Origin of the sequence: Microbispora sp. CL1-1, from assembly GCF_012034195.1 — a bacterium.
Taxonomy (GTDB): Bacteria; Actinomycetota; Actinomycetes; order Streptosporangiales; family Streptosporangiaceae; genus Microbispora.
This window is the reverse complement of the sequence record NZ_JAATEK010000002.1, coordinates 221,502-236,141: the sequence shown is the minus strand read 5'-3', so window position 1 is coordinate 236,141 and position 14,640 is coordinate 221,502. Positions and strand designations below refer to the sequence as shown.

10 protein-coding genes are annotated in these 14,640 nt (G+C 69.3%); 6 read left to right on the top strand and 4 right to left on the bottom strand.

The genetic code is table 11. The annotated features are described in order from the left end of the window. Positions 1-5: 5 nt before the first annotated feature. The 3 genes from fxsT to HCK04_RS03455 form a co-directional block, all read right to left on the bottom strand. Positions 6-3,935: an FxSxx-COOH system tetratricopeptide repeat protein gene (gene fxsT, locus HCK04_RS03465; protein ID WP_142645409.1), complete on the bottom strand. Its 3,930-nt coding sequence runs from the start codon at positions 3,933-3,935 to the stop codon at positions 6-8. Between the two features lie 13 nt (positions 3,936-3,948). Further along, complete coding sequence (locus HCK04_RS03460) at positions 3,949-6,165, bottom strand: FxsB family cyclophane-forming radical SAM/SPASM peptide maturase (RefSeq protein WP_142645408.1); 2,217 nt, start codon at positions 6,163-6,165, stop codon at positions 3,949-3,951. Between the two features lie 117 nt (positions 6,166-6,282). Next, entirely contained in the window at positions 6,283-8,589 is a 2,307-nt protein-coding gene (locus HCK04_RS03455) for a tetratricopeptide repeat protein (protein WP_142645407.1), read from the bottom strand. A gap of 504 nt (positions 8,590-9,093) precedes the next feature. Between HCK04_RS03455 and HCK04_RS03450 the strand changes: the two genes are divergently transcribed. The 3 genes from HCK04_RS03450 to HCK04_RS03440 all read left to right on the top strand — a co-directional run bounded on the left by HCK04_RS03450 (position 9,094) and on the right by HCK04_RS03440 (position 10,912). Continuing rightward, positions 9,094-10,269, top strand: a complete 1,176-nt coding sequence (locus HCK04_RS03450) for a pyridoxal phosphate-dependent aminotransferase (RefSeq protein WP_142645406.1) — start codon at positions 9,094-9,096, stop codon at positions 10,267-10,269. Between the two features lie 62 nt (positions 10,270-10,331). After that, positions 10,332-10,535, top strand: coding sequence for a ribbon-helix-helix protein, CopG family (locus HCK04_RS03445; RefSeq protein ID WP_142645405.1), 204 nt, complete (start codon positions 10,332-10,334; stop codon positions 10,533-10,535). Further along, positions 10,532-10,912 (top strand): type II toxin-antitoxin system death-on-curing family toxin, encoded by a 381-nt coding sequence (locus tag HCK04_RS03440; protein WP_142645404.1) that lies wholly within the window; start codon positions 10,532-10,534, stop codon positions 10,910-10,912. The genes HCK04_RS03445 and HCK04_RS03440 overlap by 4 nt, the downstream gene beginning before the upstream one ends. Here HCK04_RS03440 and HCK04_RS03435 read toward each other — a convergent pair. Then, a complete protein-coding gene (locus HCK04_RS03435; protein WP_168065610.1) occupies positions 10,896-11,537 on the bottom strand; it encodes a TMEM175 family protein in 642 nt (213 codons plus the stop codon). The genes HCK04_RS03440 and HCK04_RS03435 overlap by 17 nt on opposite strands. A 204-nt stretch (positions 11,538-11,741) precedes the next feature. On the opposite strand from HCK04_RS03435, the gene arcC reads away from it, so the two are divergent. The 3 genes from arcC to HCK04_RS03420 all read left to right on the top strand — a co-directional run bounded on the left by arcC (position 11,742) and on the right by HCK04_RS03420 (position 14,454). Then, a complete protein-coding gene (arcC, locus tag HCK04_RS03430; protein WP_260617071.1) occupies positions 11,742-12,677 on the top strand; it encodes a carbamate kinase in 936 nt (311 codons plus the stop codon). After that, positions 12,677-13,783, top strand: coding sequence for a ring-opening amidohydrolase (locus tag HCK04_RS03425; RefSeq protein ID WP_142645402.1), 1,107 nt, complete (start codon positions 12,677-12,679; stop codon positions 13,781-13,783). The genes arcC and HCK04_RS03425 overlap by 1 nt, the downstream gene beginning before the upstream one ends. 101 nt (positions 13,784-13,884) lie before the next feature. Next, positions 13,885-14,454 (top strand): SseB family protein, encoded by a 570-nt coding sequence (locus HCK04_RS03420; RefSeq protein WP_142645401.1) that lies wholly within the window; start codon positions 13,885-13,887, stop codon positions 14,452-14,454. Positions 14,455-14,640: the final 186 nt, after the last annotated feature.

Genomic DNA, 14,640 nt, shown 5'->3' with positions numbered 1-14,640 from the left:
CCGGGTCACCAGGGGAGCGGCTCCAGCTCGCGGTCGACACGGCGCCAGTCCAGCACCGCCGCGATGACCGGGTGCGCCTCCCCGAGGATCCGGCGGAGCTGGACGAGCAGCGGCTCGCGCAGCACCCGCGCCTCGTCGGTCCGCCTGACGTCGCGGAGGGTGACGGCCAGGTCGGCCTCGCAGATCAGCGTGGTGGGGTGATGGGGGCCGAGCACCGCGCGCAGCCGGTCGAGCGTGTCCCGCTGCAGCTTCTCGGCCTCGGGGTAGTCCTGCAGGTCTCCGAGGGTGTTGGCCACGTTGACACCGCAGGCGAGCGAGAAGGGGTGGTCGGGCCCGACCTTGCGCCGCAACGTCGCGAGGGTCCGGGTGCCCAGCGCCCGGCTCTCGGCGAGCTCCCCCAGGTGCCGCAGGTAGATCGTGATGTTGTTGGCCGCGATCAGGGTGTAGGGGTTGTCCGCGCCCAGCTTGCTTTCGTAGCTGGCCCTGACCTCGGAGGCGAGTTCGTACGCCCGTCGCCTGTCGCCCGACGCGGCGAGGTCGCAGGCGAGGCTCAGCTTGCAGGCGACGGTGTCGGGCGACTCGGGACCGAAGCGCTGGAGACACCGCTCGTAGGTCGTCTCGGTGAGCCGCCGCGCCTCGGCGAGCGCGCCGGTCTCGCGCAGCGACACGGCGAGGCTGCGCGCGGTGTTCAGCGTGTCGGGGAGCTCGGGGCCGGACACCTCGCCGTAGCTGTTCAGCGTCTCGCGCAGCAGGTCGGCCGACTTCGCGTACTCTCCGGCCTCCCGGATGTCCAGAGCGAGGTTCGTCTCGGACAGGAGCGTGAAGGGGTGGGCGGGACCGAGCACCTCGCGGCGCTTGTCCGCGGTCTCCTGGTCGAGCCGGCGCGCGGCGCCGATGTCACCGACGTGCCGCAGGGCGACGGCCAGGTTGTTGGCCGCCGCGAGGACGCGCGGGTGGTCGTCGAAGAACAGCTCCTTGGTCCGCGCGTAGGTCTCCTGCTCCATACGCAGCGACTCGCTCAGCTCGCCCAGCGCGCGCAGGTCGGCCGCGAGGCTCCCCGCGGTCTGCAGGGTGTGGGGATGCGGGTCGGGCAGGACCCTGCGCTGGTCTTCGAGGATCGCCCGGTTGAGATCGCACGCCTCGAGGTACCTGCCCTGGGAGCGCAGCACGTTGCCCATGTGGAACCGCAGGTAGAGCGTCTGCCGGTCGTAGTCGCCGAGCTTCCTGATCCACAGCTCCTCCAGGCGGCGGCCGAGGCTCAGCGCCCGGTCGAACTCGCCGCGCCGATACAGGTAGCGCACGCGGTCGATCAGCAGCTGCCGGGTCTCCTCCTCGTCGCACTCCTCGGCGTTGGACGGGGCGAGGTGCGGCCAGATCTCGTCGTAGCGCGGCCAGTTGCCGGGGTCGTCCGTGTCGCCCTCGCGCGGGCGGGCGCCCAGGAGGATGCGGTGCACCTCGTGGACGGTGCGCTCGCGCTCGTCGTCGTCCATCTGGTCGCGCAGCACGGCCTGCACCAGCCGGTGCACCTGCACCGAGTTGTTGCGCTGGTCGACCTTGGCGAGGGCGAACCTGTTCAGCTCGCGCACCAGCCGCCCGATCATGATTTTCTCACGCAGCGAGTCGTCGTACCGGACCAGGCAGCGCACCGTCTCGTCGCCGTACAGCATGGACAGCGACACCGGTTCCGCGGCGAAGAACGCGAGCAACTGGAGCAGCCGGACCGCCGCGGGCGACTTTTCCCGCAGTCGCTGGAACGACACGTTCCAGGTGGCGGCGACGGGCGTCGGATAGGTCGTCGGGGAGTCTCCGAGCGCGAGCGTGCGTACGGGCTGCTTCGCGAGCTTGTCGACGTACTCGTCCACGCTCATGCCGGTCTCCTGCAGCCACGCCCCGGCCTGTTCGATGGCGAGCGGCAGGTCGCCGAGCGCGGCCGCCACCCGGTCGGCCTCCTCGTCGCTGAGATCGGCGACCCGGCGCCGCAGGTGCTCCAGGCTCTCCTCCCGGGTGAAGACGTCGATCTCCAGCGGCTTGGCGATCTGCGACCAGGTCTGGCTGCGCGAGGTGATCAGCACGTGGCCGGAGCCGCCGGGCAGGTAGGTCTGCACGTCGTCCGCGCTGTTGGCGTTGTCGAAGATGAGCAGCCAGCGGGCGTACGGCTCGCCCCGCCGTAAGGCGTCCTTGGCCGCGAGCGCCGCCTCCGCCAGGTTGTCGCCGATCCTGATGCCCAGCCGCTCGGCCAGATCGGCCATCGCTCCGTTCAGCAGCTCCGGCTGCTCGGCCGACACCCACCACACGACGTCGTAGTCGCTCATGAAGCGGTGGGCGTACTCGATGGCCAGATGTGTCTTGCCCACGCCGCCGAGGCCGAACAGGGCCTGGGTGCGGCCCTCCTGCACCTGGGTCACCACGGCCTGGCTGCCGCCGACCAACTGGTCCCGCAGCCGCTCCAGCACCTCGCCCCGGCCGGTGAAGGCGGCGTTCCTGGTCGGCAGGTTCAGGATGGCGGGCTGGATGCCGGGATACCGCGGCGTCCCTCCCTGCCCCACGGCCTCGGTGCCCGCCGGGCGGTCGAGGGCGCGCAGCAGCGCGGCGGCCGCGTGCTGCTCGTCCAGCCGGAACAGGTCCAGCGCGGGCGGGTCGGCGTACGTCTGCGGGACCCGGACGTCCGACACGCGGACGGGAAGGAGGTGAGCGGACAGGGTGGCGGGCCCCTCGGCGGCGTGCCAGGTCTCCCGGGCCTGCCGTGAGCGCAGGTAGGCGGGGGACAGCAGCGCGACCGTGCGGCCCGCGGCCTCCGGCGTCCGCGCCTGCCCGCTCTCGTCCTCCTCGCGTTCGCCCCCCTGCGTACGGACCCGCATGCCGGCCTGGGTGAGCACGGCGGCGATCCACTCCGCCCACAACCGGTCCTCGGGGACGTAGCTCAGGCTGACGTCGTTCGACAGCGACGGGCGGCGCCGGACGAACAGCTCCCGGTGACTCAGCCGCAGTTCCTCGTCCAGCGGGGGAAGGGACGAGACCCGGCCTCCGGTGATGACGCCCGTGAGCCGCTCGTAGGCGGCCAGCAGCGAGCCGGGCGAGCCGGGCGCGTCACCGAAGGTCGCCAGGGTCTCCTCGTACGCGTAGAACGGCTTGTAGGGGATCTCGACGGCCCCCCAGTAGCTGCCGGCCTGGTCCTGGCCGAGGTCGCTGGGGAACCCCTCGAACTGGCTGCGGGCGAAGGCCCGGCCCGCGTCGAGCTTCTCCTTCTCCGCGTCGTCCACGCGCATGGGGACCGGCAGGATCCTGATGCGGCGGTCGGGGAACCGTTCGGCGATCTCCGACGCGACCCGCGCGGCCCCCTCGATGCTCTGGTCGCTGAGCGTGAAGCAGGTCACCACGGTGTCGGGGAAGTGGACCGTGCAGATGTCGGCGATGTCGCTCAGGCCGGTGCGGCTGTCGATGAGCACGTAGTCGTAGCCGCGACGCATGTCCACCCGCAGGGCATCGAGGAACTGCCCTCCGCCCAGCCGCTCGTAGAAGTTGTCCCAGTCGAACGTGGACACCAGCGACGAGTAGTCGCGGTTCTGCCGTCCGGCGGGCAGGAAGTCGAGGGAGCCGCCGTCGGGGAAGTGGGGCCACTCGACCGACAGGACGTGCCGCCCCACGTCGGCGTACCGGGTGTGCCAGTCGGCGGGACGCGGCTCGGGGCGGGTCGCCGCCCAGGCGAACTCCTTGATCAGGTCGATCACGCCGGTCGTGCCGCTGATCATGTCTCCGTCGAGGAAGGGCCGGAAGAACTTGTGCAGGCCGGGAGACTCCAGGTCCCAGTCCACGACCAGCACGCGGTGGCCGTTGGAGGCGAGGATCCAGGCCGTGTTGGCCAGCGCCATCGTCCTTCCCGTCCCTCCCTTGTAGGAGTAGAACGTGACGATGTGGCCGTTTCTGAACTGGCTCACTGTCTCCCCTGCTTCACTCCCGCCGCGTCGTGGTGAGTCGGCTGCCGCGAGCGGCGGCTGCGTCGGCCAGTTGCCTGGCGAACCGACGCCCCACAGCGGGGAGCGCCCAGTCGGTGATCTGGCCGATCGTCTCCATCAGCCGCTCGAGTTCCTTCTCACCGAGGAGATCGGCGACAGAAAGGAGCCCGTAGGCATCGCACAGCAGGCGCTCGTGGTTCGCGTCGCCGCCGGCGAGGTCGAGCAGGTCGAGCAGCGCCCCGAGCTGGGCCCGGTGGAAATGCTCGGCGAGCAGCCGGGCCGTCGTCTCGGGGCCGGCGCTCAGCGGCAGGGCGATCGCGCCGTACGCCGCGCGGCTCGTCGCGCCCGTCGCGGACGGAGAGAGGGGCGTCACGACGCGCAGGCCGTCGCGCATGGCGGCCCGCTGATCATCGGTCAGGAGGTCGAGCGCGGCACGGACGACCTCGTCCCATCCGGCGGCGGTCTCGGCGCTGAGCCGGTCCTCGACGGGCAGGCCGTAGCAGTCGCGATAAGGATCGACGTCGTCGAGCAGCAGACGGATCCCGGCGCCGCCGACCAGGCGGACGGGCTCCCAGAGCCCGCTGTCCTCGGAATGCCATCGGCCGCCGACCCTCACGGCGAACGACCCGTCGTGCGCTTCGACATCGGCGCGGTCTTCTCCGGCCGCGCGCATGCGGCCGAGGGCGGGCAGATGAATGAAGTCCTGGACGACCGGCACCGTCACCTTCACGGCCAGACCGGTCCGTACGGCGGCGACCGCGGCGACGGCGGCGAGATGACCCGTGTCGGCGGTGGTGAGCGAGGCGGGATCGACGGCCGCGCAGCGCGCCGCCCAGGCACGGACGTAGGGGTGGCTCAGCAGGTCGTCGACCGCGGCGCGGTCCGCCCGCTCCGCGTCCACGAGGACGGACCAGGACTCCTCGTCGGCGACGACCGTCGCCGTGCGGCGCGCCGCCAGCCGTGCTCTGCTGAGCTGCGGGGCGCGCAGGAGGGCGACGTCGTCAGACGTGACGCTTCCCGACGCCATGGCGTCCACGGTGGCGACCGGCAGCCGGTGGACGGGGGTCGCCGGGCGCCGGCGCTCGTAGGCGACCAGGTGGGAGATCAGCCGGAAGAGGTCGGCGCAGTAAACCGAGGGGTTCGCGAAGCCCGAGCCCGTCCGGTAGCGGTGCGCGTAGAGGCCGCCGCCGCAGCTGGCGACGAGCGGGCAGCCGCGGCACTCCTCGGACAGGGAGTCCAGGCCGCCCTGACGCGCCGCGAAGCCGGGATGCCCCGCGGCCTCGTTCAGCGAGTGACGGAAGACGTCATATCCGGTCGCGGGCGCGCCGTCGAAGGAGGTCTTGAGCGAATCGGCCTGCTCGTAGGAACCGTCGGTCTCGATGACGACGAGGTCGGAGGGCCGCAGGCCGAGCGACTCGGTCTGGCTGTCCCCGCCCGAGGCGGTCAGGATGATCGACTCGAATATCCTGACCGGGACCGGCCTGCCGTCCGCGCGCCACCGGTCGTGCACGGTGATCAGCCAGTCGGCGTAGGCGGTGTCCCGGCCGGCGGGCCGCAGTGGGGGGTTGTCCCACGTTGCGTGCGGCAGCAGGAAGTCGACGCGCGGAGGGCGCAGCGCGACGAGCGCCTCGTATACCGCGATGGGATCGTTGCGGACGTCGATGGTGCACAACAGCCCGGCATAGAGATGCGGGTAATGGTCCCGCAGCAGGGTGATCGCCCGGATGACCTGGTCGTAGCTGCTGCGGCCGTTGGCGTAGAGCCGATGGCGGTCGTTCGCCACGCGGTCGCCGTCGATCGACACGCCGACCTTGACGCCCTCGTCCGTGAACATGTCGCAGAACGCTCGTGACAGGAGCACGCCGTTGGTGTGGATGCGCAGGTCGAGGTTGCAGACACCCTCGACCGCCCGGCGGAGCGTCCGTGCGAAACGCCGGAGCCGCTCGATCCCGGCGAGGAGGGGCTCGCCTCCGTGGAAGACGACGTGCGTCGTCTGGATTCGATGCTCGGCGGCATGCTCTGCGATCCGGTCCGCCGCCCGGACGGCGGTCTCGTCGGACATCACCACCGGCCGTCCCCGCCAGCTGGTGTCGGCGTGTTCGTACACATAGCAGTGGTCGCAGGCCAGATCACACCTGCTCGCCACCTTGAGCACGAACTGGCGGAAGGGCAGGGTGGCTAGAGGCGGCCGCTTGAGTGCCATTGAGTTCATAGCCTCGGTTCTGTGGGCCCGACGGGTTTGGTAATTATTTAACTCGCCCTTGCGACGCCCTCCAGGTTGCGCAGGTATCCAGGACCCTGGTGGAGCGGACCTACTTCGCGGCCGACCCTATGAGGAGTCATTCCCGTCGTCCAGCAGGTGACGGTCCGCCAGGCACTCCTGCACCCCTTTTTCTGCTGCGGTAAAGGACGGGTGATCTTCCCCCAAGACCTGGCGGGCCAGTGCCAGGGAATCTTCGTACAGTTGGAGGGCGGAAGGCACGTCCCCGAGCAGGCGGATGACCCGGGCGAGGTTGTTCATGGAGACGATGCTCGCAGGATGTGTCTCGCCGAGTACCTTGCGTCGCAGTGTGAGGACCTTTTCATGGAGCGCGCGAGCCTTTTCTAAGTCTCCCTGAGCGCGCGAGACCTCCGCCAAATTGTTTATCCAGACAAGATTGTCGGGATGTTCCTCTCCCAGCAACTCGCTCCCGATTCTCACTACTTCCGTGGCAAGAGCATGTGCAGTGGGGAGATCGTGAAGATAGCGGCACACCTTGCCGAGGTTGTTCATTGACATGAGAGTGTGAACGTTACGCTGGCCGAGTGTGCGAAGCCGCGTAGTAACGACTTGCTCGTAGATGCGTCTCGCCTGGAGTAGGTGCTCATCCTGTTCCAGGAGGACACCGCCCAGATCATTCATCGTCTGGATCGTGTCTGGATGATCTTCCCCATAGTCGCGGCGATAAACAGAGAGTGCCTGTTCATAAAGGTCTTTTGCCTCGCTCAACTTTCCAAGGCCGTGGGTCACCTGGGCAAGGCAGTTCGCCAGGCGCAGCAGGCGTGGATCCGTTTCTGAAAGCACCTCTTGGCCGATCCGCCAGGCTCGGCGGCACAACTCTTCGGCCACCGCGTAGTCGCCCTTTCGGAACAGCCGAATGCCAAGCTCGCCGAACAGCTGGGCGGCAAGAACCATTTCTTTTTGACGGAATGTCACCTCTCCGTTCACCAGGTAGGTCCAGACCCGGTCAGCATGGGGAAGCAGTGTGGCGGCGCGGCTCCAACCGTCCGGGTCCCGCTCGTTCACCTGCACGCCCGCCCACAGGAGAGTCAGGGCCGCCTTCAGCCAGCGTGAGACGCTCCAGGACGAGGACGGGTCTCTCCTCGGGGTGAACACCGCTCGCAAGCCGCGCAACCATCGCAGTCCGCGATTTCCGTCGGCCGTGATCCGGTCGCGAAGCACGTCTGAGATCAACTGGTGCACGCGGATATGCTCGGCGGTGGCCGAGGTGAGAAGGGAGGCCTGCAGGAGCGTCGCGATGGCCTCATCGAGGGCCACGACATCGGCGCAGGCGCGCGCGAGCGCACGAGGGAGCACGGACGGACTCATCATGGGCAGGTTTCGAGGAATGTCAGCGGGCGCCATAAACGCGAGAACGCGAAGGAGCTGCATGGCTGCAGGGTTGCGCCGCATCACCCAGTCGAAGGAAAGATCGAGAGTCGCCTCCACGCTGACACGACTGTGGCCCGAGCCCTGTCTAAGCAGACGCGCGCGACTGGAGTCGTACCGCTGCAGGTAGTCGCGGAGCCCGATGCCGGAGTCACGGCAGTAGGCGCCCGCTTGCTCCAGTGCGAGAGGCAGACCCCCGAGCCTCGTCGCCAGTTCCGCGGAGGAGTCCTGGTCGGCGTCTCCGGCACGGTTGCGTAAGAACCGGGCGGCCTCCTCCTGGGGGAACACCTCGAGGAGCAGCGTTTCCGCGAGACGATCGAATTGTGGGTTTCTGGAAGTTATGAGGACCTGCCCGCCTGATGTGACGGGTATCAGATCCAGGAGATCTTCGCAGCTCTTTGCATCGTCGAATATGAGGAGCCATCCCTCTCGCTCGCTCAGCAGGTCGACGACTTTCCTGGCTGTGGACTCGGCAGTGGTGGAAGCCAGGTTCATTTGGCGGCCCAACTCGGCCAGGGAGGAGACCACCGACGTTCGGCTGCCCGCGGACACCCGCCACCCCAGAGTGAGGGACGAGCGCCGGCGGTGTGCGTAAGCGAGAGCGAGTTGCGTTTTCCCGATACCTCCCATGCCGCACAGCAGAAGCGCCCGACCGCTTCCTCGCATCAGTATGGTGCCGATCCTGCGGAACTCCGCTCTGCGATTGCTGAATTCCTTGACGGGTGCTGGAATATTCCATATTTGAGTGTCGGTCTTCGGAGCGACCGTCACCGGGGGAGGTGCATGCTCGGCAGGGGCGCCATGACGTGTGCGCAGCTCCATGACCAGTACGGGAATCGCGAGCAGTATGCAGATGGGCCATGCCAGCCAAAGGTTCGATCGCCAGGAATCGGGAAGGGCGTTCGAGGCGACATTGGTCGCGGTCGGCAGCAGGACGACCGCGATGATTGATGTAGTCAGAACCCAGGAGGTCCGACGACGTGGCAAGACCGGCTCCTTCGAACGTTCTTCCCGGAAGGCGGTCCCACCGCCTTCTTGGCAGGTTACTCGTAGGATGCGTCCATGACGAGGCTTTCAGGCAACTGCGGAGCTACGATGTAGAGGCCGCGGTAGCCAGGTCGCAGCCGGCCACTGCAACCTTCGTCGTCAAAGGTGGTTTGATGCACACCAATCAACTGGTTGAATTGAACGTAACAGTAGACGCTTCAATTGCCTGCCTGTCGGGTAGCTCCTCCAGTGTTATATCGGCGTAGTCGGCGACCGAAGTATGTAGCGTGGGAGTGTCGTTCATGCAACCAGTGCCAATCGTGAGCTGAGGACTTCGGGCACTCGCAATGGACGAGGATGGTAGCAGGATCGCCATGTTCCGAGAAGCTAATTCACCTACGACTATGGGAAGAACGGCAGGCGGTTCCCCGTGTCGGAGGTATTGGCTGTTGAGGCTCGGTGGCATCATTTGTTCGCTTATTGGCTTCCGGATAGAGTAACGGAGTGAGAGAGCCGCTGGTGCGGCGGATGCGGGAGTTCGGGACGACCGTGTTCGCCACGATGACGAAGCTGGCCGTGGAGACGGGATCGATCAACCTGGGTCAGGGTTTCCCCGACACCGACGGGCCGGAGCGCATGCTGCAGCATGCGATCGAGGCCGTGCGGGGCGGTCTCAACCAGTACCCGCCAGGACCGGGCCTCCCAGAGCTGAGGCAGGCGGTCGCCGAGCACCGCAAGCAGTGGTACGGCCTCGCCTACGACCCCGACGGGGAGGTCCTCGTCACCGTCGGCGCCACCGAGGCCATCTCCGCGGCGATCCTCGCGCTCTGCGAGCCGGGCGACGAGGTGGTTCTCTTCGAGCCCTACTACGACTCGTACGCCGCGGCCGTCGCGCTCGCGGGAGCCGTACGCAGGTCGGTCACGCTGCGTGTCGACGCGGGGAGGTTCACCTTCGACCCGGCCGAGCTGGAGGCCGCGATCACGCCCCGCACCCGGGTCATCCTGGTCAACTCGCCGCACAATCCGACCGGCACCGTGTTCACCCGCGAGGAGCTGGAGTGCGTCGCGCGGGTCTGCCAGGAGCACGACCTGATCGCGGTGACCGACGAGGTCTACGAGCATCTCGCCTTCGACGGCGTCGAGCACATTCCGCTCGCCACGCTGCCCGGCATGCGCGAGCGCACGGTCATGATCTCCTCCGCGGGCAAGACCTTCAGCGTCACCGGCTGGAAGACCGGCTGGGTGTGCGCTCCGGCGCCGCTCACCGCCGCCGTGCAGACCGTCAAGCAGTTCCTCACCTTCACCGCGAACGCCCCCTGGCAGGTCGCGGTCGCGTACGCCCTCCGCGAGGAGATGGAGTGGGTCGCGGCCCAGCGGGCGGCCCTGCAGGCCAAGCGGGACCGCCTCATGACGGGCCTGACGGAGGCCGGGTTCGACGTGCTGCGGCCGGCCGGCACCTACTTCGTGCAGACCGACATCCGGCCGCTCGGCTTCGAGGACGGCCTGGAACTGGCCCGCCGGCTGCCCGAGCTGGCGGGAGTGGTGGCCATTCCGACCCAGGTCTTCTACGACCATCCCGAACGGGGGCGCCACTACCTGCGGTTCGCCTTCTGCAAGCGGGACGAGGTCATCGACGAGGCGGTGACCCGCCTGCGCCGCCTCGGCGCGGACGTGGCGTGATAGGCGGAGCGCCGGCTCTCAATTCCGGTGCCGGCGCGACACGGCATCCCTAGGATGCGGGCATGGCCATGACGCTTCGCCTGACCGACGAGCAGACCGAGGCCCTCCGGCGGCTCGCCGAGAAGGAGGGCCGGAGCATGCAGCAGATCGTCGTCGCCGCGGTGGAGGAGTACCTCTCCCGGCATGCCGCCGACGAGGAGGTACATCGCCTCGGTGTCGAGGCGGTGCGCCGCTGGAAGCCGGTGCTCGACCGCCTCGCCCAGTGACCCGCTACCTCTCGGTCGAGCAGGTTCTGGATCTGGCCGAACTGGCCGTTGAGGGCACACCCCAGCTCCGGGATTTCGGCCTGCTCGACTCGGCCGTCCACCGGCCGCGGGCGAGGATGTTCGACCAGGAGGCATACCCCGATCTCCTGGCAAAGGCGGCCGCGCTGCTGCACTCACTGGCGATCAACCGCCCCTTCGTCGATGGGAACAAGCGGGTGGCCTGGGTCTCCACTGTGGTCTTCCTCGCCTACAACGGCGTGGAGGTGGACATGGATGACGACTCGGCCTACGACCTGGTGAGCGCGGTGGCGTCGGGGAAGCTGACCGAGGTCGACGAGATCGCCGACGTGTTGCGCGGCTTCACCGTCTCATCCTGAGCACCCGGACCGTGCCGGCGGCGACGAGCGGGGTAGCCAGCCACAGGAAGGGCACCGCGTCGACCGTCCACGCGCTCGCCGCGGCGGTCAGCAGCCAGTAGATCCCGATGGCCCAGTAGATGAAGGCGTTGGCGCGCAGGCGTTGCACGTCCGCGTCCGGCCGGTGCAGGCGTTGCGCCAGCACCAGGGTGAACAGCGCGCCCTGGGCGAGCAGCAGGATGGCCTCGTTGCCGGCGAACAGGCCCGTCGCCAGGGCCCTGCCGTCGGCCTCGGCCGGCAGCCGGCTGGCGTTGGTCTCGCCGAAGAGCGACGTCGTGTACGGCAGGAAGACCACGAAGAACAGCAGCGGGATGTGCAGCAGGAGAGTCAGCTGGGACACCCGCTCAATCTGGTCGAACAGCGTGTGATGGGCCCGCCACGTGAACCAGAGCATGAGAAAGGCGATGGCGAAGGCCATGAAGGAGCCGACGTGGTCGCCGAAGAACGATCCCAGCCGCCGGAAGTCCTCGCCCTCCGGGCGCGGTAGTTCCAGGGCGAGCAGCGTGATCGCGATCGCGAATATCGCGTCGGCGAAGATACTGACACGTTCATGTGTGAGCCCGGGACGCGCCTGTGCCATCGCCATGCGGATCTCCAACATAAGGGGGGCAGAGGCGAGCATTCTGGCAGAAGCCGCCTGGGACGGGAGCCGGCAAGCGGCGGGGCGGCCATTCACCCGGGAGGCCGCCCGGCTTCTTCGCTGTGGCTTGGTGAAATCTGCCCATGGATGCGGCAGGGGTGGGCGAGACTCGCCAATGAAGGCCCGGATGGGGCTGGATAGTTTCCGGATGTGGGCGGACGCGTACTGATCGCACTGGGCGGCAACGCCATGACGGCTCCCGACGGGAGCGCGTCCCCGGCCGACCAGGAGCGGGCGATCGGCGAGGCGATGGCCCACGTGGCGGCGCTCAGCAAGGCCGGGCACGAGGTGGTGCTCACCCACGGCAACGGCCCCCAGGTCGGCAACCTCCTGCTGAAGAACCAGCTCGCCGCCCACGTCGTGCCGCCCGTGCCGCTCGACTGGTGCGTGGCCCAGACACAGGGCACGATCGGCACGCTCATCATGAACGCCCTGCAGCATGAGCTGGGGCACGCCCGGGTGGCGGCGATCGTCACCCGTACGCTCGTGGACCCGGCCGACCCGGCGTTCCAGGACCCCGTCAAGCCGATCGGGCGGTATTTCGGGGAGGAGGAGGCGCGCCGCTTCGAGGGGCACGGCCAGGCCTGGCGGAGGTTCGACCGCGGATGGCGCCGCGTGGTCGCCTCGCCGCGTCCCGTGGAGATCCTGGACGCCTCCGCCGCCGTCGCGCTCATCGACGCCGGATTCACCGTGGTCGCCGCCGGAGGCGGGGGAGTGCCGGTCGTGCGGCAGGAGGACGGCACGCTGACCGGGATCGAGGCCGTGATCGACAAGGACCTCGCCGCCGCCGTGCTCGCGGTCGCCGTCGGCGCCACCGACCTCGTGATCGCGACCGACGTGCCGAACGCCGCCGTGGACTTCGGCACGCCCCGCGCCCGCCCGATCGGGGAGATCGACGTGGCCGCCCTGCGCGAGTTGCAGGCGGCCGGTCACTTCGCCGGAGGCAGCATGGGACCCAAGGTCGAGGCCGCCCTGCGCTTCGCCGAGGAGACCGGGGGCCGGGCCGTGATCACCTCGCTGCACCACATCGGTGCCGCGCTGTCAGGAAATATCGGTACGAGGGTGTACAGAGGGGTGGAGAGATAGTGCCGGATCCGATCGAGGTACGGAAGGTCCCCATCGAGAGCGTCACCGACGCCTCCGGGCTGGCGAGGCTGATCGACGACGGCGTGATCGAGGCCGACCGCGTGCTTGCCGTGATCGGCAAGACCGAGGGCAACGGCGGCGTGAACGACTACACGCGGATCCTCGCCGACCGGGCCTTCCGCGAGGTGCTGGTGGCGAAGGGCACGCGCACCGCCGAGGAGGTCGCGCAGGTGCCCCTCGTGTGGTCCGGTGGCACCGACGGCGTGCTCAGCCCGCATGCGACGATCTTCGCGACCGTCGACCCGACCACGGCCGTACGGACCGACGAGCCGCGGGTGAGCGTCGGCGTGGCCATGAGCGAGGTGATCCTCCCCGAGGACATCGGCAGGCCCGCCATGGTCGAGAAGGTGGCCGCCGGGGTGCGCGAGGCCATGAAGATCGCCGGTATCGACGACCCGGCCGACGTCCACTACGTGCAGACGAAGACGCCGCTGCTCACGCTGTCCACGATCACCGACGCCAAGGAGCGCGGCCAGACGGTCGTCACCGAGGACACGCTGAAGTCGATGGACATCTCCAACTCCACCACGGCGCTCGGCATCGCCGTCGCACTCGGGGAGATCGAGACGCCCTCGGCCGAGCAGATCCACAAGGACCTGTCGCTTTACTCGTCGGTCGCCTCGTGCTCCAGCGGCGTCGAGCTCGACCGGGCCCAGATCGTCGTGGTGGGCAACGTACGCGGGATCGGTGGCCGCTACCGCGCCGGCCACTCGGTCATGAAGGACGCCCTGGACACCGACGGGATCTGGGAGGCCATTCGCAGCGCGGGCATCGAGCTGCCCGAGCGGCCGCATCCGAGCGACCTCGGCGACCGGCTGGTCAACCTGTTCATCAAGTGCGAGGCCGACCCGTCGGGCCGCGTACGCGGGCGGCGCAACATCATGCTCGACGACTCCGACGTCCACTGGCACCGCCAGATCAAGGCGACCGTCGGAGGGGTGGCGGCCGGCGTGACCGGAGACCCGGCCGTGTTCGTCTCCGTGGCGGCGGTCCACCAGGGCCCGTCCGGCGGCGGCCCGGTGATCGCCATCGCCGACCTGGGCTGATCCCGCCGCACGGCCTGGCTGTTCCGGCCTCCCGGGCCGGGCTGTCCGGGCGGGGCCGAGCGTGTGCGGCACCGCCAGGGGCGGGCGGTAAGGTCGCAGACATGCCGGTCATTCCGCAGCCGCTGCGCCCCGACGACGACGGCGCCACCGACGCGCCCGTCGCGTCCGCGCTGTCGGCGTTCCAGGCCGGTACGGCGACGGCGGCCGACGTCCTGGCGGCGCTCGCCGGGGCGCGGCTGCTGGTGCCCGTGGTCGCGCTGCTCACCGAGTCGGAAGTGGGGGAGCACGGCCTGCGCCAGGAGAAGGAGAGCGAGATGGCCCTCCCGAAACTGGTCGGCAAGGACGGTCGTGAGGCCGTGCTCGCCTTCACCGGGACCGAGCCGATGCGCAGATGGCGCCCGGACGCCCGGCCGGTGCAGGCCACGGCTCCGCAGGTCTGCCAGGCGGCGCGGCACGAGAGCGCGGCGGCCGTGGTGGTGGACGTGGCCGGGCCGGTCCCGTTCGTGATCGAGGGCGGCATGCTGCAGGCACTCGCCACGGTGGAGGAGGCCAAGAGGGACGCCTCCGCCGTGGACCGCCTCGCCCGCGAGGTGCCGGGCGCCACGGTGGCCCGTCTGGGGACCGCGGAGGACAAGCGCCGCCGCCGCCGCTGGTGGAGCCGCCGCGCCTGAGCGGCGCCGGCGCTGGTGACCGCCGTCGCGCTCGAGCGCTACCGGCGCTCGTTGACCGTCGCCGCGTCTGAGCCCGCCTCGCCTTAGTCCGCGTCGCCTTAGTCCGCGTCGGCCGCCGGGTGACCGCCGCCGCGCGTGAGCCCCGCCTCGGCCGCTGGTGAAGCCATCGCCCGCGGACGCCCGGCG